The organism is Jatrophihabitans sp. (genome assembly GCF_035474675.1).
In the GTDB taxonomy this organism is placed as follows: domain Bacteria; phylum Actinomycetota; class Actinomycetes; order Mycobacteriales; family Jatrophihabitantaceae; genus Jatrophihabitans_A.
The window spans coordinates 21,259-43,394 of sequence record NZ_DATINC010000117.1 but is presented as its reverse complement, the minus strand read 5'-3'; the positions used below and the strand labels follow the sequence as shown (position 1 = coordinate 43,394).

General features: G+C 72.2%; 20 protein-coding genes. 3 read left to right on the top strand and 17 right to left on the bottom strand.

Going from position 1 to position 22,136, the window contains the following annotated elements; translation table 11 throughout:
- The coding region (gene ribD, locus VLJ82_RS14145; RefSeq protein WP_408664002.1) for a bifunctional diaminohydroxyphosphoribosylaminopyrimidine deaminase/5-amino-6-(5-phosphoribosylamino)uracil reductase RibD at positions 1-638 on the bottom strand (638 nt) is incomplete at its 3' end.
- Positions 635-1,315, bottom strand: a complete 681-nt coding sequence (gene rpe / locus VLJ82_RS14140; protein ID WP_408664005.1) for a ribulose-phosphate 3-epimerase — start codon at positions 1,313-1,315, stop codon at positions 635-637. The genes ribD and rpe, both read right to left, overlap by 4 nt.
- A 157-nt stretch (positions 1,316-1,472) precedes the next feature.
- On the opposite strand from rpe, the gene VLJ82_RS14135 reads away from it, so the two are divergent.
- The gene (locus VLJ82_RS14135) at positions 1,473-2,369 is read left to right on the top strand and encodes a DUF1206 domain-containing protein (protein ID WP_408664001.1); all 897 of its coding nucleotides are present in this window, start codon (positions 1,473-1,475) and stop codon (positions 2,367-2,369) included.
- 94 nt (positions 2,370-2,463) lie between these two features.
- Here VLJ82_RS14135 and VLJ82_RS14130 read toward each other — a convergent pair whose 3' ends face one another.
- From VLJ82_RS14130 to VLJ82_RS14110, 5 genes are all read right to left on the bottom strand, one after another.
- Positions 2,464-3,993 carry an RsmB/NOP family class I SAM-dependent RNA methyltransferase gene (locus tag VLJ82_RS14130; protein ID WP_408664000.1) on the bottom strand — a complete coding sequence of 510 codons (1,530 nt, stop codon included), beginning with the start codon at positions 3,991-3,993 and terminating at the stop codon, positions 2,464-2,466.
- Positions 3,986-4,921 (bottom strand): methionyl-tRNA formyltransferase, encoded by a 936-nt coding sequence (fmt, locus tag VLJ82_RS14125; RefSeq protein WP_408663999.1) that lies wholly within the window; start codon positions 4,919-4,921, stop codon positions 3,986-3,988. Before fmt ends, VLJ82_RS14130 begins: the two co-directional genes overlap by 8 nt.
- Positions 4,918-5,481 carry a peptide deformylase gene (gene def, locus VLJ82_RS14120; RefSeq protein WP_408663998.1) on the bottom strand — a complete coding sequence of 188 codons (564 nt, stop codon included), beginning with the start codon at positions 5,479-5,481 and terminating at the stop codon, positions 4,918-4,920. The genes fmt and def overlap by 4 nt, the downstream gene beginning before the upstream one ends.
- A 70-nt stretch (positions 5,482-5,551) precedes the next feature.
- Positions 5,552-7,198: a solute symporter family protein gene (locus VLJ82_RS14115; protein ID WP_408663997.1), complete on the bottom strand. Its 1,647-nt coding sequence runs from the start codon at positions 7,196-7,198 to the stop codon at positions 5,552-5,554.
- Positions 7,195-7,584 carry a DUF485 domain-containing protein gene (locus VLJ82_RS14110; protein ID WP_408663996.1) on the bottom strand — a complete coding sequence of 130 codons (390 nt, stop codon included), beginning with the start codon at positions 7,582-7,584 and terminating at the stop codon, positions 7,195-7,197. Before VLJ82_RS14110 ends, VLJ82_RS14115 begins: the two co-directional genes overlap by 4 nt.
- 183 nt (positions 7,585-7,767) lie before the next feature.
- On the opposite strand from VLJ82_RS14110, the gene VLJ82_RS14105 reads away from it, so the two are divergent.
- Positions 7,768-9,585 (top strand): MFS transporter, encoded by a 1,818-nt coding sequence (locus VLJ82_RS14105; RefSeq protein WP_408663995.1) that lies wholly within the window; start codon positions 7,768-7,770, stop codon positions 9,583-9,585.
- 114 nt (positions 9,586-9,699) lie between these two features.
- Here the strand turns inward: VLJ82_RS14105 and VLJ82_RS14100 are convergent, their stop codons facing one another.
- The 10 genes from VLJ82_RS14100 to VLJ82_RS14055 form a co-directional block, all read right to left on the bottom strand.
- A complete protein-coding gene (locus VLJ82_RS14100) occupies positions 9,700-10,188 on the bottom strand; it encodes a hypothetical protein (protein WP_408663994.1) in 489 nt (162 codons plus the stop codon).
- A gap of 432 nt (positions 10,189-10,620) precedes the next feature.
- Positions 10,621-11,667 carry an ABC transporter permease subunit gene (locus VLJ82_RS14095; RefSeq protein WP_408663993.1) on the bottom strand — a complete coding sequence of 349 codons (1,047 nt, stop codon included), beginning with the start codon at positions 11,665-11,667 and terminating at the stop codon, positions 10,621-10,623.
- Positions 11,664-12,635, bottom strand: coding sequence for an ABC transporter ATP-binding protein (locus VLJ82_RS14090; protein WP_408663992.1), 972 nt, complete (start codon positions 12,633-12,635; stop codon positions 11,664-11,666). Before VLJ82_RS14090 ends, VLJ82_RS14095 begins: the two co-directional genes overlap by 4 nt.
- A 67-nt stretch (positions 12,636-12,702) precedes the next feature.
- A complete protein-coding gene (locus VLJ82_RS14085) occupies positions 12,703-13,257 on the bottom strand; it encodes a GNAT family N-acetyltransferase (RefSeq protein WP_408663991.1) in 555 nt (184 codons plus the stop codon).
- A 43-nt stretch (positions 13,258-13,300) separates the two neighbouring features.
- On the bottom strand, positions 13,301-16,933 hold the full coding sequence (locus VLJ82_RS14080; RefSeq protein WP_408663990.1) for a P-loop NTPase fold protein: 3,633 nt from the start codon (positions 16,931-16,933) through the stop codon (positions 13,301-13,303).
- 41 nt (positions 16,934-16,974) lie between these two features.
- Positions 16,975-17,667, bottom strand: a complete 693-nt coding sequence (locus VLJ82_RS14075) for a RibD family protein (RefSeq protein ID WP_408663989.1) — start codon at positions 17,665-17,667, stop codon at positions 16,975-16,977.
- Positions 17,660-18,661 carry a lysylphosphatidylglycerol synthase domain-containing protein gene (locus tag VLJ82_RS14070; protein ID WP_408663988.1) on the bottom strand — a complete coding sequence of 334 codons (1,002 nt, stop codon included), beginning with the start codon at positions 18,659-18,661 and terminating at the stop codon, positions 17,660-17,662. The genes VLJ82_RS14075 and VLJ82_RS14070 overlap by 8 nt, the downstream gene beginning before the upstream one ends.
- Positions 18,662-18,846: 185 nt before the next feature.
- Positions 18,847-19,881 carry a glycosyltransferase family 4 protein gene (locus tag VLJ82_RS14065; protein ID WP_408663987.1) on the bottom strand — a complete coding sequence of 345 codons (1,035 nt, stop codon included), beginning with the start codon at positions 19,879-19,881 and terminating at the stop codon, positions 18,847-18,849.
- A complete protein-coding gene (locus VLJ82_RS14060) occupies positions 19,878-20,276 on the bottom strand; it encodes a 6-pyruvoyl trahydropterin synthase family protein (protein ID WP_408664004.1) in 399 nt (132 codons plus the stop codon). The genes VLJ82_RS14065 and VLJ82_RS14060 overlap by 4 nt, the downstream gene beginning before the upstream one ends.
- Positions 20,277-20,281: 5 nt before the next feature.
- The gene (locus VLJ82_RS14055; RefSeq protein ID WP_408663986.1) at positions 20,282-21,304 is read right to left on the bottom strand and encodes a zinc-dependent alcohol dehydrogenase; all 1,023 of its coding nucleotides are present in this window, start codon (positions 21,302-21,304) and stop codon (positions 20,282-20,284) included.
- 91 nt (positions 21,305-21,395) lie between these two features.
- On the opposite strand from VLJ82_RS14055, the gene VLJ82_RS14050 reads away from it, so the two are divergent.
- Positions 21,396-22,136 carry a CDP-alcohol phosphatidyltransferase family protein gene (locus VLJ82_RS14050; RefSeq protein WP_408663985.1) on the top strand — a complete coding sequence of 247 codons (741 nt, stop codon included), beginning with the start codon at positions 21,396-21,398 and terminating at the stop codon, positions 22,134-22,136.

Sequence of the window (22,136 nt, the reverse complement as noted above, 5' to 3'; positions counted from 1 at the left end):
GTGAGCTGCGGGTCGTCGGTCAGCACGGTGCCGCTGCCCACCACGATGGCGTCCACCACGTCGCGCAGCGCGTGCGCGTCGGCGCGCGAGTGCACGTTGCTGACCCAGCGCGAGGTGCCGTCCGCGGCGGCGCTGCGGCCGTCCAGGGTGCCGGCGAACTTCCAGGTGACGAACGGCCGGGCCTGCAGCACCGCGTGCCGCCAGGGCCCCAGCGCGCCGCGCAGCACCTCGGCCTGCTCGACGCCGGCCAGCACCCGCAGCCCGGCCTCGCGCAGCCGTTCGGCGCCGCCGGCCGCCACCGGGTTGGGGTCGTCGACGGCATAGACCACCCGGGCGATGCCGGCGGCGATCACCGCCTCGGTGCACGGGCCGGTGCGTCCGGTGTGGTTGCACGGCTCGAGCGTCACCACCAGGGTGCCGCCGCCCGCTCGCGGGCCGGCCTGCCGCAGCGCCATCACCTCGGCGTGCTCCTTGCCGGCCGGCTGGGTGGCGCCTTCGCCGGCGATCCGCCCGTCCGGGTCGAGCACCACCGCGCCGACCGCCGGGTTCGGGCTGGTCCGGCCGGCGACCCGGGCGGCGAGCTCGCCGGCCAGCCGCATCGCGGCGATCTCGGCGTCGGTGGGCTGGGCAGGAGTCATCGCCGGCCGGCCGCGTGCGCGCAGCGCGCCATGCCCGCCCGGGCCTGCTCGCGCAGCCGTTCCACCGCGGCGGCCGGGTCGTCGGCCCCGTACACGGCCGAGCCCGCGACGAAGACGTCCACGCCCGCCTCGGCGGCCTCGGTGATGGTGTCGGCGCTGATGCCGCCGTCGATCTCGATGAACAGCCGCAGGTGCCCGGAGTTGACGTGCCGGCGGGCGGTGCGCACCTTATCCAGCACCTCCGGAATGAACTCCTGGCCGCCGAAGCCCGGCTCCACCGACATCACCAGCAGGGTGTCGAACTCCTTGAGCACTTCCAGGTACGGCTCGAGCGGGGTGCCCGGCTTGACCGACAGGCCGGCCAGCGCGCCGGCGGACCGGATCGCCCGGGCGGTGCCCGCCAAGTCACGGGCCGCCTCGGCGTGGAAGGTGACGTTGGCCGCCCCCGCCTCGGCGTACCCGGGCGCCCACCGGTCCGGGTCCTCGATCATCAGGTGGCAGTCCAGTGGCAGCTCGGTGGCCCGCAGCAGGCTCCGCACGACCGGCAGGCCCAGCGTCAGGTTCGGGACGAAGTGGTTGTCCATCACGTCCACGTGCAGCCAGTCGGCCTGTGACACCGCCTCGGCCGCGGCACCCAGGTTGGCGAAGTCCGCCGAGAGGATGCTGGGCGCGATCATGGGTTCCGGGGCGGATGCAGGCACACCCGGAAGTCTAGGTGCCGCCGGGACTCCCCGGATCGACCCGCGTTGCCCAGAACGGGCCGGCGCCCGGTGCGGTACCGGCCGGGCGCCGCGGCAGGGGTCGGCGTACCCCGGCGCTGCGTAGGCTGGCGGCATGCCCACCGGCGCGGGAGACCCGGGCACCGGACCGGACCGGGCCGGCACCGCCGCGCGGCCGGTACACCTGGCCGCCCGCCTGGGATACGTCGCCCGCGGCCTGTTCTACGCGCTGCTGGCCTACCTGGTGGTGCGGATCGCGACGCTCCGCGGTGCCGCCGCCGAGCAGGCCCGCGACGCTGCGCTGGCCGGCTCCGGCAACGGCCGGGCGACGGGTGGCAGCGGCGGCCGGCAGGTCAACGCCGAGGGCGCGCTGTCGCTGATCTCACAGAGCCTGGCCGGCACCCTGCTGCTCTGGTGCGCCGCGGCGGGCTTCCTGACGCTGGCCGCGGTCCGGCTGACCGCCGCCTGGCGGGACCGCCGGCCGGACACCGCGCGGCGGCTGTCGGTCGCCGGCCAGGGGCTCTGCTACATCGCGGTCGGCCTGGTGCCGATCAACTACCTGCGCGGCAACCGGGCCGCGGGCTCGGAGTCCCAGCAGCACGACACCGCGGCCAGGCTGCTCGGCTTTCCCGGCGGCGGCGTGCTGGTGGTGCTCGCCGGGCTGGTCATGCTGGCGGTGTGCGGCTGGCAGCTGCGCGGCGTGCTGCGGCAGGACTTCACCGACGGCCTGGTGGACGACCTCCCGCAACCGCGGGCCCGCTGGATCCGGCTGGCCGGCAGCATCGGCATCGTGGCCCGGGCCGTGGTGTTCGGCCCGATCGGCATCTTCCTGATCGTCGCCGGGCTGACCTACGACCCGCGCCGGGCCCGCGGGCTGGACGGCGAGCTGTTGCTGCTGGCCGGCTCTGCCTGGGGGTCGGCGGTGCTGCTGCTGGTCGCGGCGGCGCTGGCGGTGTTCGCGCTGTACTCCCTCGTCGAGGCCCGCTATCGCGACATCACCCGCGGGGTGTGAGGGGTTTCCGCCGCTCTGCTGTGTGTGATATCTAGCGGTCGCCGGGACGACCGCTGGGTATTCCGCACCCGAAAGTGGGAGGGGCCCCGGATTCCTAGCGGCGGCGCAGCGCGGCGAAGAACATCGCGTCGGTGCCGTGCCGGTGCGGCCACAGCTGCACCATCGCCGAGTCGCCGAGATCAGGCACGCCGGCGAACGCCGGCCGGGCATCCACCAGTTCGGCCAGGCCGCCGGCCAGCACCCGCTCGACCTGCTGCCGGGTTTCGGCCAGGTGCGGCGAGCAGGTCACGTACGCCACCAGGCCGCCCGGACGGGCCAGCCGGAGCGCGGCGTCCAGCAGCTCGGCCTGCAGCGCGGTCAGCTCGTCGAGATCGGCGGGGCTGCGCCGCCAGCGGGCCTCCGGACGCCGGCGCAGCGCCCCCAGCCCGGTGCACGGGGCGTCCAGCAGCACCCGGTCGAAGCCCCGGTCGTCCGGCTGCCGGCTGCGGGAGTCGCCCACCACGATCTCGACGTCCCAGCCCTCGGTGGCCCGGGCCACCAGCTCGGCCCGGTGCGGGTGCAGCTCGTTGGCGGTCAGCCGGGCACCCCGGTCGGCCGCCAGGGCCGCCAGCAGCGCGGCCTTGCCGCCGGGCCCGGCGGCGAGGTCCAGCCACCGCTCGTCCGGACCGGCCAGCGGCAGCCCGGCCAGCGCCAGCGCGCACAGCTGGCTGCCCTCGTCCTGCACGCCGGCCCGCTGCTCCCGGACGGCGGCCAGCGCGCCCGGCTCGCCGCCCGAGCTCAGCCGTACCGCGTACGGCGAGTACGGCCCCGGTTCTCCGCCGGCCTCGGCAGCCAGCTCGGCCTGGCCGATCCGGCCGGGCCAGCCGACCAGGTGGGTCTCCGGACGCTCGTCGTCGGCCGCCAGGGCCGCCGGCAGCTCGCCGGGCAGCTCCTCAGCCGGCTGGCCGGACTCCGCGCGCTCGACCCGCAAGGCGTCGGCGAAGGCGGCCACGATCCAGCCCGGGTGGCTGTAGCGGATCGCCAGCGCGCCCAGCGGCGAGGCATCCCGGGCGATCTCGTCGCACCAGCCGGCGTAGTCGCGGGCGCTCACCTTGCGCAGCACCGCGTTGACGAAACCGCTGGCCCGGCCCTGGCCGGTGGCCCGGGCCAGGTCGACGGTGGTGGCGACCGCCGCGTGCGTCGGGATCCGGGTGCGCAGCAGCTGGTAGGCGCCCAGCCGCAGCAGGTTCAGCACGGGCATGTCGATGTCGGCGAGGTCGCGGCTGGCGCACCGGCGCAGCACCTCGTCCAGGGTGCCGGTGGCGCGCAGCGTGCCGTAGCCGAGCTCGGTGGCCAGGGCCGCGTCCCGGCCGGTCAACCCCGCCGCGGCCAGCTGCCGGGGCAGCACCAGGTTGGCGTAGGCGTCCTGCTCGCTGACCGCCTGCAGCACCGCGTAGGCCGCGGCACGTGGCTGGTCCAACGCAGCCGCCGCCCGCGGCTGGTCCGGCCCGGCCGGTCGGGACGCCGGCGGCCGGCGGTCCTGGCCGCGGCGGGCATCGGACCGGCTGCCCTGCCGGCGCTCCGGCTGGGCGCGGCCGGGCCGGGAGCGGCTGCCCTGCCGGCGGTCCTCGGAGAACTCAGCCAAGCCGCTCCCCTGACTCCAGCCGCAGGCCACGGGCCCAGTCGGCGGCCGGCATCGGTTTCTTGCCGGCCGGCTGCACACTGCCCAGCCGCACCGGCGTGGTCGCGGTGCCCACCAGCACCGCGTTCTTGCCGACCAGCAGCTCGCCGGCGGGCAGCCGGCCGTCGGGCGACCCGGCCTCGGCCGTCACTGGTCCGAGCTTGAGCCGGCCGTCCCGGAAGTCGGTCCAGGCCCCCGGGTCGGGGGTGCAGGCCCGGATGCGCCGGTCCACCGCCAGCGCCGGCTGGCCGAAGTCGATGCGGGCGTCGGAGACGGTCAGCTTGGGGGCATGCGAGATCCCGTCGGCCGGCTGCGGCTGCGGCTGCAGCGAGCCGTCGGCGATGCCGTCCAGGGTGGCCACCAGCAGCGGGGCGCCCGCCTCGGCCAGCCGGGCCAGCAGGGTGCCGCTGGTGTCGTCCGGACGAACCCGCTCGGTCAGCACTCCGAACACCGGGCCGTCGTCCAGGCCGGGCCTGATCCGGAAGGTGGTGGCGCCGGTGGTGTCGTCGCCGTGCAGCAGCGCGTGCTGCACCGGTGCCGCGCCGCGCCAGGCCGGCAGCAGCGAGAAGTGCAGGTTGACCCAGCCGTGCCGGGGCAGGCTGAGCGCCGGCTCGCGCAGCAGCGCGCCGTAGGCGACCACCGGCGCGCAGTCGACCTCGAGCTCGACCAGCCGCCGGACGAAGTCCGGATCGGACGGCCGGTCCGGGCTGAGTACCTCGACGCCGGCCGCTTCGGCGAGCTCCGCGACCGGGGACGGGGTGAGCCTGCGGCCGCGGCCGGCCGGGGCCTGCGGCCGGGTGAGCACCGCGACCACCTGGTGCGCCGGGTGCTGCAGCAGCGCGCGCAGCGACGGCACCGCCACGGCCGGGGTGCCGGCGAACAGCAACCTCACCGAGGCTGGCCGAACGCGCCGAGCCGCCCGGCGTGCGGGCTGACCTTGACCACCGGCGGGGTCAGGCCCGCCCACTGGGCATTGCGGATCTCGGCCATCGCGGCCCGGCGGGTCTCCGGGTCCAGCCGGTCGACGAACAGCACCCCGTCCAGGTGGTCGGTCTCGTGCTGGATGCAGCGGGACAGCCGGTCGGTGCCGACCACGGTGATCGGGTCGCCGTAGCTGTTCTGACCGTGCGCCACCACGTGCTGCAGCCGCCGGCAGTCCCAGCTGAGCCCGGGGATGGACAGGCACCCCTCCGGGCCGTCCTGGGTCTCCTCCGACGGGAAGTGCAGCACCGGGTTGATCAGGTGGCCCTGCTCCTCCTCCGACACCCGGTAGGTGAAGACCCTCAAGGACACGCCGATCTGCGGCGCGGCCAGGCCCGCACCCGGCGCGTCGTTCATGGTCTCGGTGAGGTCGGCGACCAGCCTGCGCAGCTCCTTGTCGAACACCGTCACCGGGTCCGCCGGGGTGCGCAGCACGGGGTCGCCGAACAGGCGGATCGGCTGAACGGTCACCTGTTCATTCTAGGGACGCCGAGAAAGGCCTCCGCACGCCGCGAAGGTGTGTACCCGAGCCGGTGCCGCCTCAGTGCACGGCGACCGCCTGCTCGGCACCCGCACCGGTGAGCGAGCGGACCTCCATCTCGGCTGCCTTCTCCGGCGTGGAGCTCTTCCGGCTGGTCAGCGTCCCGATGATCGCCAGCAGGAACGACAGCGGGATGGTGACGATGCCCGGGTTGTCGAGCCCGAACCAGTGGAAGTCGACCGACGGGTCGGTGATCATCGACGTGCTCTTGCCGGTGGCCGGGTTGGCGGGCTTGCCCGACACGACCGGCGAGAAGATGATCAGCACCAGGCACGAGATCAGGCCGCCGTAGATGCTGAACAGCGCGCCGCGGGTGTTGAACCGCCGCCAGAACAGCGAGAACAGGATGGTCGGCAGGTTGGCGCTGGCCGCGATCGCGAAGGCGAGCGCCACCAGGAACGCGATGTTCTGCCCGTTGGCCAGGATGCCGCCGACGATGGCGACGATGCCGATCACGACAGCCGTCACCCGCGCCACCCGGACCTCGCCCTCGCTGGTGACCTGCCCGCGCTTGAGCACGTTGTTGTAGACGTCATGCGCGAACGACGCGCTGGCCGTGATGGTCAGGCCGGCCACCACGGCGAGGATGGTCGCGAACGCGACGGCGGCGATGACGCCGAGCAGCACCGTCCCGCCGAGCTCGTAGGCGAGCAGCGGGGCCGCCGAGTTGGCCTTGCCGGGCGCGGCGGCGATCTCCTTCGGGCCGACCAGGGCGCCGGCGCCGAAGCCGAGGACGAGGGTGAACAGGTAGAAGATGCCGATCAGCCAGATCGCCCAGATCACCGAGCGGCGGGCCTCCCTGGCCGAGGGCACCGTGTAGAAGCGCATCAGGACGTGCGGCAGGCCCGCCGTCCCGAGCACCAGCGCGAGGGCGAGGGAGAGGAAGTCCAGCTTGGTCAGGCTGCTCTTGCCGTACTGCGCGCCGGGGTCGAGCAGCTTCGAGCCGCCGGTGCCCGCCTTGTCGACGGACGCGCCGAGCAGGTCGGAGACGTTGAAGCTGTACTTGCCGAGCACCCACACGACCATGACCGCGGCGCCGATGATGAGCAGCCCGGCCTTGATGATCTGCACCCAGGTGGTGCCGCGCATGCCGCCGATCAGGACGTAGGCGATCATCAGGACGCCGACGATCGCGATCACGAAGCCCTGGCCGGTCTTGGAGTCGACGCCGAGCAGCAGCGCGACCAGCCCACCCGCACCGGCCATCTGCGCCAGCAGGTAGAAGAACGTGACGATGAGCGTCGACAGGCCGGCCGCCGCCCGTACCGGCCGCTGCGCGAGCCGGAAGGACAGCACGTCGGCCATCGTGAACCGGCCGGTGTTGCGCAGCAGCTCGGCGACCAGCAGCAGGGCGACCAGCCAGGCGACCAGGAAGCCGATCGAGTAGAGGAACCCGTCGTAGCCGAAGAGCGCGATGGCCCCGGCGATGCCGAGGAAGCTGGCCGCCGACAGGTAGTCACCGGCCAGCGCGACGCCGTTCTGCGGCCCGGTGAAGTTGCGCCCGCCGGCGTAGAACTCGCTCGCACCGGCCTTGCGGCGCGAGACCCGCAGCACGATGACCAGCGTGACCAGGACGAAGCCGGCGAAGATCGCGATGTTTACGGCCGGCTCGCCGATGTCCTCGGCGGCCAGCAGCGCGGGGCTCATCGGGCGTCCTCGGTCGAGTGGACCTCGGTCAGGTGGACGCGGCGGGCGAGCTCGGCGGCGGCCGGGTCGAACGTACGGTCGGCCCACCGGGCGTACATGGTCGTGATGACGAAGGTCGACACGAACTGCAGCAGGCCGATGATCAGGCCGAGGTGGATGTTGCCGGCCACCTCGGTGCTCATGAAGTCCTTGGCGTAGTTGGAGAGCAGCACGTAGACCAGGTACCACGCCAGGAACAGTGCCGACATCGGGAAGACGAAGCGGCGGAAGGTCCGGCGCAGCGCCTCGAACTCGGGCGAGTCGGCTACCTCCAGATAACTGCCGGCGGGGTGCTCGACGCCGCTGGTCGGGGGAACGGGGTCGGGGCCGCGCGTGGACGTGGACATCGGTCTCCTTCGTGTCGCTCCGATGTGATCTGGATCATAGAAGACGACCATAGCGCCGCAAGCAAGCCGAGCCGGCCCCGAGTACGAGGTGTTCGCCGGCGGATCGGCTGCCCCGCCACGCCGCATTCCACGACCGGCAGGAAGTTGCCCGGGTCGTTCTGCGTTAGTTAGTCTGGCTAACGAATGAAAGGACGGCTCGTGTCACTCCCCGCCGCGCACGCCCGCCGGATCGCCCTCTCGGTCACCACCGTCGGGATCCTGGCCGCCACCCTGAACTCCTCCATCCTGCTGATCTCGTTGCCGGCCATCTTCTCCGGCCTCGGGCTGAACCCGCTGGCCCCGGCCAACATCTCCTACCTGCTGTGGATGCTGATGGGCTACCTGCTGGTGACCGCCGTGCTGGTGGTCACCTTCGGCCGGCTCGGCGACCAGTACGGCCGGGCCCGGCTGTTCAACCTCGGCTTCGCGATCTTCACCGTCGCCTCGGTGGCCTGTGCGCTGGTGCCCAACACCGGCTCGGCAGGTGCCCTGGAGCTGATCGCGCTGCGGGTCGTGCAGGGCATCGGCGGTGCCATGCTGACCGCCAACTCGACGGCCATCATCACCGACGCCTTTCCGCCGGACCGGCGCGGCTTCGCCCTCGGCGTCAACCAGGTGGCCGGCATCGGCGGCTCGTTCGCCGGCCTGGTGGTCGGCGGGCTGCTGTCGGAGTGGCACTGGCGCGCGGTGTTCTGGGTGAGCGTGCCGATCGGGGTGTGGGGCACCTGGATGGGCTACCGCACGCTGCGCGACAAGCCGCGGGACCGCCGGACGGCGGTGGCCATCGACTGGTGGGGCAACCTGACCTTCGGGATCGGGCTGATCGCCATCCTGGTCGCCATCACCTACGGCCTGCAGCCCTACGGCGGGCACACCATGGGCTGGACGTCGCCGAACGTGCTGTCCGGGCTGATCGGCGGCGTGGCGCTGCTGGTGGTGTTCTGCTTCGTCGAGATGCGGGTCGCCGACCCGATGATGGACCTCAGGCTGTTCCGGATCCGGGCGTTCGCGGCCGGCCAGACGGTGAACTTCCTGGCCTCGATGGCCCGCGGCGGCCTGCAGTTCATGCTGATCATCTGGTTGCAGGGAATCTGGCTGCCGCTGCACGGCTACGACTTCGCCAGCACCCCGCTGTGGGCCGGCATCTACATGCTGCCGCTGACCATCGGCTTCCTGGTGGCGGGACCGGCCTCCGGGGCGCTGTCCGACCGGTTCGGCGCGCGGGCCTTCGCCACCGGTGGCCTGCTGCTCACCGCGGCCACCTTCGGCGGCCTGATGGCGATCCCGGCCGACTTCAGCTACCCGGTGTTCGCAGCACTGCTGGCGCTCAACGGCATCGGCATGGGGCTGCTGGCGGCACCCAACTCGGCGGCCATCATGAACTCGGTGCCGGCCGCCGAGCGCGGCGCCGCCTCCGGGGTGCGGGCCACCGGCATGAACGCCGGCATGGTGCTGTCGATGGGCGGCTTCTTCACCCTGATGGCGGTAGGGCTGGCCAGCCGGCTGCCGGGCTCGCTGTACGACGGGCTGACCCGGCTGGGCGTCACCCCGGACGCCGCGCACACCATCTCCCAGACCCCGCCGGTCGGCACCCTGTTCGCCGCGTTCCTGGGCGACAACCCGATCCGGGCGCTGATGACCCAGGCCGCTCCCGACCAGCTGCTGCCCGGTTCCGGGGTGGACGTGGCGACCCTGACCGGCCAGTCGTTCTTCCCGCACCTGATCGCCGACCCGTTCCGGCACGGCCTGGCGATCGCATTCGGCGTCTCGATCGGGATGCTGCTGGTCGCGGCGGTGGCCTCGCTGCTGCGCGGCGAGCGGTACGTGCACGCCGAGGCACCGGCCGCGCATTCCGGCCCCGGCACCGAGCTGGCCCGGGAGGCGGCGGCGCTGGACGGCATTCCCGGACAGGACGTGGCGTTCTCCGACGCGCTGCAGCGGCCCGCCACCCAGGCCAGTTAGCCCCGGGGGGCCCGGCCGATGGAGCTCGGGAACGGCTTTTGGTCAGCGATTGTCATAAGGATCGGTTGTCATGGCGACCGATTCTTATGACGATTCGGGAGACTGACCGTGCTGTCAGACCCGGAGTCGGCCCAGGAACTCGATGACTTCCTGGATGGCGGTTTCCAGTTGGTCATGCGCGTCGCCACTGGGGTATTGCGTCGGCGCGACTGTCAGCACCGAGTGCGCGCCTTTCTTGAAAGGCGTCCCCGGACCCGACCGAATGACCCTCTTGGTGACGCCTGTGGTGCCTACCTGCTCCTGCAAGGAGGCGAGCCTGACGGCGGGACTCTTCTTGTCGGAGCTGAACCGGGCGACGTGGATCTCCACCTCCCCGGTCGACAACCGGGCATGCAAGGCCTCGACATCGCCAGGGCTCAGGCCGAGGTCGCGGGCACATCCGGCAGTCACCGCTACGGGCAGGCTCGGCTGGGACGCGACAGCCACCCGGGTCGGGCTTACCGCCGCCAGCGCAAGGGCGAACCCGCCGGTGGCGCACATGCCGATGACTCCGACGTGCGGATCGGCGACCGCGGCTGCGAGCTGCCGCAGCGGCGTCACCACCCGGCTGGTCCTACCCGTCGCGAAGAGGTTATCTCCCGCGAAATGCAACATGCGGCCGCGGCGGCCACCTGCCGGCTCCGGGTGTCGGCCGGCACGGCACCGAAGAGAACCGGCAGGTACACGGTGTGGCCCGCCGCGCGTATCCGGTCGGCAAACGCGATCACCTGGGGAGTGAGCCCTAGCAGTTCGTGGATCAGAATGACCGCGGGACCGCTTCCCTGCCGGTACACCGGCCACGGAAGTTCCACTCCGGGCGCTTGATAGCGGGTATACCCCTGAACCGTGTCAGGAACGTTCATTCCGGCCCACCGCCCCGTTGAGCGAAAAGAAGCAGAACAGTACTACCTCACCTCAGCCCGGAGATCGAATGCCGACGAGCATTGTGGTAGCTGCGTGCGCCGTACCCGCTCGGACCGCTCGCCGGCGGCACGCTCAGCTGAGGTCGCGGCGACGGAACACCGCCAGCGCCGCCCCGGTCACCACCGCCGCGAACAGCAGCATCACCACCGCGCCGTGCAGGTTGGAGATGTGGATCGGCCTGGGCGTGAAGTAGCCCTGCTGCGGATCGTAGGCGAGCTTGCCGTACACCGTGATGCCGTGCTCAGCGACCCAGGCCGCGATGTTGGTGGTGATCAGGTACGGCTGCAGGTTCGGGTTCAGTCCCCGGACGACGTTCTCCACCACCGCGAAGTAGACGAAGGCGACTCCCAGCGCCGCGGCCGAGTTGCGCATCAGGCTGGCCAGGCCGAAGCCGAGCAGGGCGGTGACCAGCGACAGCAGCGCCGCCCGCAGCTGGGCCTGCATCAGGTGCGTCCAGAAGTGCGCGGCCTTCGGGCCCAGCGTGGACACCGGCAGGCCCCGGTAGTGCAGCAGGAGCTTGCCAGTGCCGAGCCACACCGCCTGGGCGAGCAGCGCGAACGCCAGCACGCAGCCGAGCAGCACCACCAGCTTGGCGGCCATCACCCGCAGCCGGCGCGGTTCCCAGAACAGCCAGGCGACCAGGTTCTTGGTCGACCATTCCGCGCCGATGAAGGTGCCGGCCAGCAGGAAGGCGAGCATGGCGGTCGCCACCCCCACCGCCAGGGCGTAGTCGTCCAGCTGGCCCGGGCTCAGCGGGCGGTAGCGGAGGAACTGCTCGATCGGGAACTCCTCCGCGCTGGGCGGCGTGCCGCAGTCCACCGGCCCGGGCTCGGTGCTCGGGGCCTGCTGGCAGTCCTGTTCGATCGACCGGGTGATCTCGGCGATCACCTGGTCGCGTTGCACGGTGGCCTGGGCGAGGTCGTGGGCGCTGACCCGGTGGTGGTTGTGCCAGATCAGGGCGACCGTGATCAGGTAGCCGACCAGCGCGAGGGCCACCGTGACCCGGGTGAACCGGCGGGCCAGCAACCGGCGGGTCTCGGCGCGCAGCAGGCCTCCGAAAGTCGGCGCAGAGGTGTGCGGGCCGTCGACGGAGACCGGCGAGCCGGTGGTGGCGGTCATCGCGGCGGCCCGGCCGGCGCCGGCTGGCCGGCCTGCGGGGTTCGTACGTCTTGTGGCTGGTCGGCGTCGGCGGTCAGTTGCAGGAACACGCTCTCCAGGTCGGCCGAGATCGGGCTCAGCTCGGTGAGGTAGTGCCCGGCGTCGCTGAGCGCCCTGGTGACCGCGGCCGGGTCTGAGACCCCGCTGACCCGCCAGGCGTCCGGCAGCGCGCTGACCGTGAAGCCGGCCCGTTCCAGCACGGCCCGGCCGGCGGGCGGGTCGGCCAGCCGCACCCGGACGTCGCCGGTGGTGCCGGCGGCCAGCAGGGCCGCCACCGACCCGGACCGGATCACCCGGCCGCGGGACATGATGGCAACCCGGTCGCACACCTGCTGCACCTCGCTGAGCTGGTGGGAGGACAGCAGCACCGTCACGCCGCTGGCGCCGAGCCGGACGATGAGCTCGCGGACCTCCTTGATGCCGGCCGCGTCCAGGCCGTTGCCGGGTTCGTCCAGGATCAGCAGTTCCGGGTTCTTCAGCAGCGCGGCGGCGATGCCCAGGCGCTGCTTCATGCCGAGCGAGTAGCCCTTGACCCGGTCGCCGGCCCGGCCGGCCAGCCCGACGAAGTCCAGCAGCTCCTCCACCCGCCGGGACGGGATGGCGCTGGCGTCGGCGAGCAGGGCCAGGTTGCGCCGGCCGGTGAAGTTGGGGAAGAACAGCGGGGTCTCGACCAGGGCGCCGATCCGCCCGATCACCTGCGGCAGCCGGGCCGGCACCGGTTCGCCGAGCAGCCGCATGCTGCCCGCGTCGGCCCGGACCAGGCCCAGCAGCAGCCGGATGGTGGTGGTCTTGCCCGACCCGTTCGGGCCCAGGAAGCCGAACACGCCGCCGGCGTCGACGTCGAGGTCCAGGTCGCGGACGGCATGCTCGGGGGGTTTGCGCCAGCGGCGATAGGTCTTGTGCGCGCCGCGGATCTCGACGATCGGCATGAGTCACCCCCTGTGGAGGGGAACTATGCCTGAGCCGGGTGGGGTTCGGTGGGATCTTGCCAGGCGCTCAGTCGCTGCTCAGCACCGACATCACCAGCTCGTCGTGCCACCGGCCGTCCCAGCGCACCGCCTCGCGCAGCCGGCCCTCCAGCCGGAAGCCGCACTTCTCATAGACCCGGCGGGCCCGCGGGTTGTAGTCGAGCACGCCCAGGCTGATCCGGTGCAGGCCGAGGGTGTCGAGGGCGTAGGCCAGCACCAGCCGGGTGGTTTCGGTGCCGTACCCGTGGCCGTAGGCGTGCGGGCCGGCCAGCCAGATCCGGTAGTTGACCGAGGCGTTGTCCGGGTCGTAGTCGTTGAGCACCACCTCGCCCAGGAAGGCGCCGTCGGTGCCGCGCAGCACCGCCCAGTCGGCGCGGTCGTGCTGGTCCTTGCGGGTGCTCAGCCACTGTTCGATCTGGTCGCGTTCGAAGCTGGCGTGGCTGCCGGTGAGCCGGCTGAGCTCGGGATCGGCCAGGGCCGCCAGGTAGTCCTCGAGCACCGCCTCGGTCAGCGGTTCCAGCCGGACCAGCTCGCCGGTGAGGGTCGGTTGGTTGCGGAACAGGTCGCTACGCACGCCACCCATTCTGATGGACGACAGAGCGACCGTACGGGCTGGTGCGGCGGTGCTAAGCCGGTGGAACGGTGGATGCTGGCGCGGGCTGCTGGACGACAGGCGAACCATCCGCCGCTCCGGCCGCCAGTGGCGAGAGGATGAAGGAGAACCGGGCGGCCAGCCGGCCCCATTTCTGGAAGGCCGCCAGGTCCGGCAGCGTGACCGGTGCGCTCGCCTGCCGGAGCTTGGGCAGCACCTGTTCCCAGCGTCCCGGCTGCTCCCCCAGTTCGCCGAGGTCGTTGCACCAGCCGTTCGCCGGAGATGGTCGCGGAGCGAGGCCGTCGAGCAGCGACGACCAACTGATGCTCGACGGCCGATGGCAGATGCCTCCGGCGAATCCGGCGTCCGGAGGTGCGAAGAGCAGGTCGCCGACCAGCCGCGGCTCGGCGGTGAGCAGTCCGAGCAGCACGATGACGGCTTGGAACTCCCCCGGCGTCTGCTCGTCGCCGAGGAAGGCCGAAGCCGGACTCAGGTTGCCGCTGGCACGCAACGTTCGGTACAGGTTGAAGACCCGCTTGGCCTCCCGCGGGCTCTGCACTAGCGGCGCCAGCGCCTGCAGGTGGGTTATCTCCTGCGCCGACAGTGGGCGCGGTGCCAGCCGTTGGCCGCGGCTGATCTGGTCGACCGCCGAGCCCGCCTCGACCGGTACGTCAGCGGCTACCCCGATAGCAGCGGGGCTCTCAGGTACCGCAGTGGACGTCGCCAGCTCGTTCGGAGTTGTGGGCACAGTGGCCTTCGGCTGGGCGTCCTCGGTCGGCGCTGCGGCATCCGGCAGTGCGACGCCGTCCTCGCTCGGCGACTTGATCTCGCCCACTCCCCGTTGCGCCGATGTGGGGACCGAACCGGCCGACCATCCGCTGATCAGGGCGGCGAAGCTGTCCGTCGTCATGCCAGGAAGCACGAACGGAATGTTGAAGATCTTCTCCAGGTAGTTCAGCGCAGTGGCGTCCCAGCCGCTGGGTTGGCCGTCATCCGTTCGGTCCGCGGCTGCGGTGTCGAGGGCGAAGTTGTCCCGGTAGCGCTGTTCGAGCGAGTGCAGCAACCAGCGCGGATCGACGCCGACCACCACCACGAACAGGTCGAGCGCCAGCAGCAGGTGGACGGCCTGCAGCACCTCGACGACCTGGTCCGGCGAGCACCGGTCTAGGTCGTCGATGTAGAGCACGATCCGATCGATGGGCTGGTGGTTACCGTGCTCCTCGGGATGGTCTCGCCAGTCCTGCATCAGCTCGATCAGCTTCTCAAAGTCCCGCCGGATGATCGAGATCAGCCCCAGTTTGCCTCGGTAGTCCTGGCTGGCGGCCCGGTCGGCGACGAAACCGTAGAAGCGCCGGCCGGGAGCCAGGTCGGCCAACTGGCGTCCGATCTCACCTGCGCGCGCCTGCACCTCGGCCAGTTGGGTGGCGAGGATGTCGGCCTCGGCCTCGGCCTGGTTCAACGCGTCTACCTGGGTCTGCACCTTCTGGGTAACGAGGGCATCCTTCTTCTCCCTGGCTTCAGTGGCCACCTTGGCCAGCAGTTGCGCTCCGGAACTCACCCGGACCATGAAGGTCGTCAGCGCTATGAGCCCACCGGTCAGCCCCAACAACCCGGTGCCGATCAGCCAGTGGTGCACGGTGTCGGAGAACACCGTCGCGATCGTCAACGCCAGGACCGACACGATGGCGAAGGCCGCGAGTATGAAGCCCCGCCGACCGCTCGTCGCTCTGCGGAAGGTGTTCACGTCCTGGGCGACGCCACGGATCTGCCGGGCAAGCAACTCACCCTGCTCCACCTCGTCGTTGACGCCGAGTTGGGTCCAGGCCGTACTGAGCCGCTTGTTGAAGCTGTCCGATGCGGCGACCGAGCGCAGCAGTACCGTCACCGCTTCGCCCTGCTTTTCCCGGGCAGCGTCCAGCTGTGCTCGAAGATCCTTGGCCTGCTGTTGCGCGTTCTCGGTGGCCGCTTCCAGTTCGCGTTGCTGGCTCATGTTCTTGTGCAGGTCCAGCAGCAGTTGTTTACGCCGCTCCTCTGCCTCGGCGTTCTCCTCACCGTCCGGTGGGCGGGCCAGTTGCCGGAAGATCTCGTCGCCGAGGCTGGCCCACAGGTTGGTGTCAGCGTAATGCCAGGCGTTGAAGCCGATCTGCTCGATCCGTGCCAGGTAGCCCTCTTCGGTGCTGAGTTCGGAGATCTGCTGGCGCAATCGGCCCATGAAGAAGCTCTTGCCCGATCCCCACTCGCCGAACAGGCCGATCGACAATGGCAGCGGGGTGTCCTTGTTCGCGATGACGCTGGCGAGCATGCTGACGTAGGTGTTGATGCCGAGCAGGTCCCGGTCAGCCGAGATCTTCTCCTCCGGGTTCACCAGGTCGGTGGAGTAGCCGCCGGCAAGCACGGTGGCGGAGTACTCCTCTGACGCCGGCACATAATCAGCGGGTGATGCCGGAGCAGCACCTCCCAGGAGAATCTCGTCCCACGCCGACGGCGCTTCTGTAGGGACGACCTCGGCGATAGCTGCACGCAGGCACCTACGTAACCCCGCGTCGTCTACGCCGAGAGCTTCGAGAACAGGATCGACGATCGGCCGGGCCAGCACCGCGGCCGCGAGGAGGTGCCGTTGGTGGACATCCTGCTGGCCTATCGTTCGGGCTGCCAGTTGGGCGGCCAGTTCCACCAGCGGCAGTGCATCGGTTGGTTCGTGCGACCATTTTACCGGCGCTGGTGAGTCAATTCGGCTGAGCACGCTTCCAATCCCCGGGAAGGGCTCCGTCGCATCATGAACGAGCCGCGCGGTGGCTAGTTTGTCCAGAAGCGCCGTAGCCACGTCTGGCCGTCGGTGCTCGGCGGGGTATTTGAGCGCTACGTCGAGGAGTTCCTCACCGACCAGCCTGAAGTCGGATTCAGGATAGGGACGGAATTGCATCGGTACCGCCAGAGCATTAGCCAGCACAACGCCTGCGGTCCCAGACAGGAAGACATTCGGCAACGCAGCCGCCACGACAGCCGTCAACTGGGTTAGGGATGGCTCTAGGGACGGCGAGAATGATCGCCACGCATCGGCGATGGCTAGTCTGGCACTCGGTTCTCCGGCGATGAGCACAATTCGTTCGAGCCAGCGGACTTGGCCGGAGACAATGAGATGACGAACTTGCGGCACCGTAGCGGCGATCACCTCGCGTGCATCCAAGCCCAGCATGCCGGTGCCGGGCAGGATGGCCCCCACCCAGGGGGTGCTGTGCTGATCAGCCAGTAGAAAGGCATTCAGCAAGCCGGTGGCCGCCGCTTTGATGGTGGGTGGCGATGACGGCGACACAGTCATCTTGCCGCGAGCGTCGTGCGCCGTCGCAAGGATGACCGATTCCAGCTGGAGCGACGAGCTGGCTTTGAACCTGGCTGGTAGGTCCACCCACAGAGGACGTTCCGGCGTGATGGTGGAGAACGCGATGTCGCCGGGAAGGGCGGCAGGTAGTCGTTGGAACATGGCTTGACCCAGTCCACCAAACCCGTTCGGACCGACCGCCACCACCAGCGCATTGATGGCGAGAGTCCAGGGCTCCATCGATTCGACAAGTTGGACTGTGACGCCGTTGAGCACTTCTAGCGTGATAACCGGTGAGTCCGCCATGGTGCCCCGTTCGTCCTGCCACTGGTGGCTGGGATCATCCACCACCGCAAGCCGGTCGAAAAGAGGCTCAGCCGTCCGTCCCGTCAGGCCGGTTCGAAGCGGGGCGAGAGGGCGTAGCGCAGCAGCACCACGTCCCCGATCTGGCGGACCTCGGCCAGCGTCGCCCGCCGGTCGGGGTTCCACGGGAACTCCCCCGGGCCGACCAGCCGCCGGGCCGCGGGCTCCCCGACGAAGAACGGCGCGATGACCAGCTGCAGCTCGTCGGCGAGGTCGGCGGTCAGGAACTGGGTGAGCACCGTGCCGCCGCCCTCGACCATCAGCCGCTGCACGCCCCGGGCGCCCAGGTCCTCGCTCAGCCACCGCAGGTCCACCGGCTCGCCGGCGTCGATCACGGTCGCGACCGCCCCGAGCCGGCGGCGGGCCCGGGGAACCGCCGGGCTGGCGCAGTACACCAGCTTCTCCCCCGCCCCGCAGGTGAAGAAGTTGCAGCCGGCATCCAGCTCCGCCCCGCCGGTGACGGTCACCTTGACCGGGGACGGGCGCTGGCCGCGGGCGATCCGCTCGGCCTCCCGTTCCGGCGAGCGCACCAGCAGCCGCGGGTTGTCGTTGCGGATGGTGGCCGCCCCCACCAGCACCGCGTCGCAGGTCGCCCGGACGCCGTCCACCCGGTCGAAGTCGGCCGCGTTGGACAGCGCCAGCCTCGTTCTGGTGGCGCTGTCGAGGTAGCCGTCGAGAGAGACGCCGCAGCTCAGCAGGGTGTAGGGACGGTCAGCCACCTGCGGCGCCTCCCCGGGTGGCAGCGGCGCTTCTGCGGGCGGCGGTGCCGGTACCAGGGGCGGGAGTGTTGGCGCGGCGCGCGGGAGTGCCGGCGCGGCGCGCGGAGGCCCAGCCGGCGATCAGTACCAGCGCGCCGGGCAGGCTGGCGACCAGCACCAACACCCCGTACGCCACCGCGGTGGCCAGGCCCTGGGCCGCCCCCAGCCCGGCCGCCCCGAACAGCCAGGCGGTCACCCCTTCGCGCGGGCCCCAGCCGCCGATGTTGGCCGGCACCGCCATGCCGAGCAGGGCCAGCAACGCCAGCGGCAGCAACCGGTCCGGCGGCGCGGTGACGCCGGCGGCCCGGGCGGCGATCAAGAACGTCGCGGCATGGCCGGCCACCACCACGACCGAGGCAGCCACGATGCCGGGCCAGGCCCGCCGCGCGACCAGGCTGCGCAGGTCGGCGCCTACTGCCCGAGCCCATCGGGACCGCCTCCCGGACGGTCGCACCTTGCCGGCCAACACTGCCAGCAGCACGGCGGCGGCCAGGCCGGCCAGCACCGCCGGCATCGCCGCCCGTACCGGGGAAGGCAACGCCAGCAGCACCAGCACCGCCAACCCCGCCTGGACCAGCTGGCCGGCCAGCCGCTCCCAGCCCACCGCGCGCAGCCCGCGGCCCACGTCCCCGGCGCTGCGGCCGTGTGCCACGCCGCGGTGCAGGTCACCCAGCACGCCACCGGGGAGCGCGGTGTTCACGAACTGGGAGCGGTAGTACGCCGCCACCGCCGCCGGCAGCGGCACCGCGACGCCCAGCCCACGCGCCACCAGGCTCCACCGCCAGGCACAGCACACCGTGGTGACCACGGCGATGCCGGCCGCGGCCGCCACCGACCAGCCGTCCAGGGTGCGGACGCCGTCGGCGAACGGGCCGGTTCCCAGCGTCCGCACCAGGGCGATCAGGATCGCGGCACCGCCGGCCAGGCGCGCCCAGGCCCACCATGTCCGACCCATCCCGGTACCCCCTCGAGGGTGTTGTCCGGCCACGGTGGAACTGAGCTGGCCGGCCGGCAGTACCGCTTGACCAGGCATACGGACAGGATCGCCGCTTGGTTCAGCGCGGTCATCTGGCCCAGTGCGCTGTCGCGGTGCGGCGCACCGTTCCGATCCGGTGCCGAGGCCGGCCTCCTGGGTGGCCGTCACGCCGCCACCCGGGTGAGCACTCCGGCGAGCCGGTCGGCGGTCTGCGCCCAGCCGGCCAGCGAGCCGCGCCGCTGCCGGGCGGTGGCGCGGAGCCGGTCACGCAGCCCGGCGTCGCCGAGCCAGCTGCCCAGCGCGTCGGCCAGCGCCGCCGGGCGTTCGGGGGCCACCAGCAGGCCCGGGCGGCTACCGTCCGGGCCTGCCCCGAGCGCCTCGGCGACGCCGCCGACGTCCGGCGCGATCACTGGCAGTCCACGGGCCAGCGCCTCGGTTATCACCATGCCGTACGGCTCGCTGCGGGAGGCCAGCACCAGGACGTCGGCCGCGGCGTAGCAGGCGTCCAGGTCGGCTCCGGTGCGCGGGCCGGCCAGACACACCCGGTCGTCCAGGCCCCGGTCGCGAATCCGGTGGCGCAGGCCGGCGACGAAGTCCGGGTCCCGGGTCAGGCTGCCGACGCAGGTGCAGCGCACCGGCAGCTCGTCGAGCAGTGCCAGCGCGTCGACCAGCAGGTCGTGCCCCTTGACCGCGGACACCGTCGCGACGCAGAGCAGCTCGGCACCGGTTGCCGTGCCGGGTGCCAGGCCGGCGGCGGTCACCCCCGGTTCGGCGACGTGCACGGTGGCCGGGTCGAGCCGGTACCGCTCCAGCACCCGGCGCCGGGTCCAGCCGCTGGTGGTGACCACCGCGGCGGCGGCGGGCAGCACCGCCCGTTCGGCCGGGTCGCCGATCGGCATGTGCAGCAGCAGCACCAGCCGCAACCGCTCGGCGTGCGGCAGCAGCACGTCGGGGACGGTGCAGCCGACCAGGCCGTCCAGCAGCACCACCGAGCCGTTGGGGAGTCCGCCGAGCAGCTCTGCCAGGCGCGCCCTGGCCGCCCGGTCCGGCTGCGGCCAGGGCCCGGGCACCGGGTGCTCGACCACCGTCCAGCCGAGCGCGGCCAGCCCGTCGCAGACCTGCCGGTCGTAGCAGTTGCCGCCGCTCGGCTCGGCCGGGTCGTCGATGTCGTTGGGCAGCACCACGTGCACGGTGGTCATAGCGAGCGCTCGTAACTGGCCCAGGCGATATGCGACTCGTGCAGGGTCACGGCGATGCCGGTCAGCCCGCGCGCCTGCTCGCCGAGGGCGCCGGAGCCGATCCGGTCGGCCAGCCGGTCGGCGACCACTCGGGCCAGCGCCTCGGTGGAGGTGTTGACGCCGGTGAACTCCGGCAGCTCGTCGAGGTTGCGGTAGCTCAGCTCGCCGAGCACCGCGTGCAGCTGCTCGGCCGCCCGGCCGATGTCGACCACCAGGTTGTCGGCGTCCAGTTCCGGGCGGCGGAAGGTGGCGTCCACGACGTAGGTGGCACCGTGCAGCCGCTGCGCCGGGCCGAACACCTCGCCACGGAAGCTGTGGGCGATCATCATGTGGTCGCGGACGGTCACGCTGAACACGGGGCTCACCTCACCGGTCGTACGTCGTCGGGATAGCGGATGGTGTGGCACAGCGCGGGCAGCTCGCCGGACGCCAGCCGGGCCATCACCCCGGGCAGCTCGTCGAAGTCCGACTCGCCGGTCAGCAGCGCGTCGAAGGCCGGATCGCGCAGCAACTGCAAGGCGAGCGCCAGCCGGTCGGCCGCGCTACGCCGGCGCTGCGCCGGGGACACGGTGCCGACCTGACTGGCCCGGACGGCCAGCCGGCGGGAGTGGAACGCACCTCCCAGGGACAGCTCGACGGGGCGGTCGCCGTACCAGCTGAGCTCCAGGACGCTGCCGTCGGCAGCAAGCAGTTCCAGCGACCGCTGCAGCCCGGCCCCGGTCGCGCTGGCATGCACCACCAGGTCCCGGTCCCCTCTTGCCTGGTCCGGGTGCGCGAACCGGACGCCGAGCGCCGCGGCGGTGCGAGCCCGGGCCGGGTCGGTGTCGACGAGCTCGACGTCGGCGCCGGGAAACCGGCCGGCCAGCCGCGCGACGCAGCAGCCGACCATGCCGGCGCCGACCACGGTGATCCGGTCGCCCAGCAGCGGCGCGGCGTCCCACAGCGCGTTGACCGCGGTCTCGACGGTGCCGGCGAGCACCGCCCGGGCCGGTGGCACCCCATCGGGCACCGGGGTCACCGCCGCCGTCGGCACCACGTAGGCGCTCTGGTGCGGGTACAGGCAGAACACGGTCCGGCCGGCCAGCGCGGGCGGCCCCTGTGCCACGACACCGACGTTGAGGTAGCCGTACTTCACCGGGCCCGGGAAGTCGCCGTCCTGGAACGGCGCCCGCATCGCGGCGTACTGGCTGGCTGGCACCTCGCCACGGAACACCAGGGCCTCGGTGCCCCGGCTGATCCCGGAGTACCGGGTACGGACCAGCACCTCGTCCGGGCCGGGCGGGGGCAGCGGCACCGGGCGGATCTCGCCGGTCCCCGGTTCGCGCAGCCAGAACGCGCGGGCGGTCGCCGGGGGCTGGATGACGCTGCCGGCCGGCTCACCCATGCGCCAGTCACCCCCTTCGCCCTTGGAAAGATCGAACCGAACGATCGCAGATGCCGTATCCACCAGTGTTACCCCCTAGTACGGAGGCACCGTGTACCCGGTTCATGCCGGCCCGGCCATCGGGCTGTCGGCCCTGCTGGCGCTGCTCGCGGCGCTGGCCGCGACCACCGGCCTGGGCCCCGTCGGCTGGCTGGCGGGGGCCGGCTGCGCGGTGGCGGGTGGCGCGGTCCTGGTCCGGGCGATGGCCCGGCGCGGCATCGCCCGGTTCGGCCCGGCCGACCGGGTGACGCTGACCCGGGCCGTGCTGACCGGCGGGGTGGCTGCCCTGGTGGCCGACTCGGTGACCCACCCGGTGTCCGCTCCGGTCCTGGTGAGTTTGGCGGCCACGGCGCTGGTGCTGGACTGCATCGACGGCTGGCTGGCCCGCCGCACCGGAACCGCGTCGGAGTTCGGCGCCCGCTTCGACCTGGAGGTGGACGCGTTCCTGATCGGGGTGCTGAGCTGCTTCGTGGCGCGCTCGCTCGGCCCGGAGGTGCTGCTGATCGGGCTGGCCCGCTACGCCTTCGTCGCGGCCGGCTGGTGGCTGGCCTGGTTGCACGAGCCGGTGCCGCCGCGCTACTGGCGCAAGGTGGTGGCCGCGGTCCAGGGCGTGGTGCTGACCGTGGTGGCCTCCGGCATCCCACCGCGGCCGGTGAGCCTGGCTGCCGTCGCGGTCGCCCTGGCCCTGCTGGTCGAGTCGTTCGGTGGCGAGGCGTGGGAGAAGTGGCGGCGCCATTGCGAGCCGGTCGAGGTTCCAGCCGCTCCGCTGGACACCCCGGCCCGGGCGGCCTGA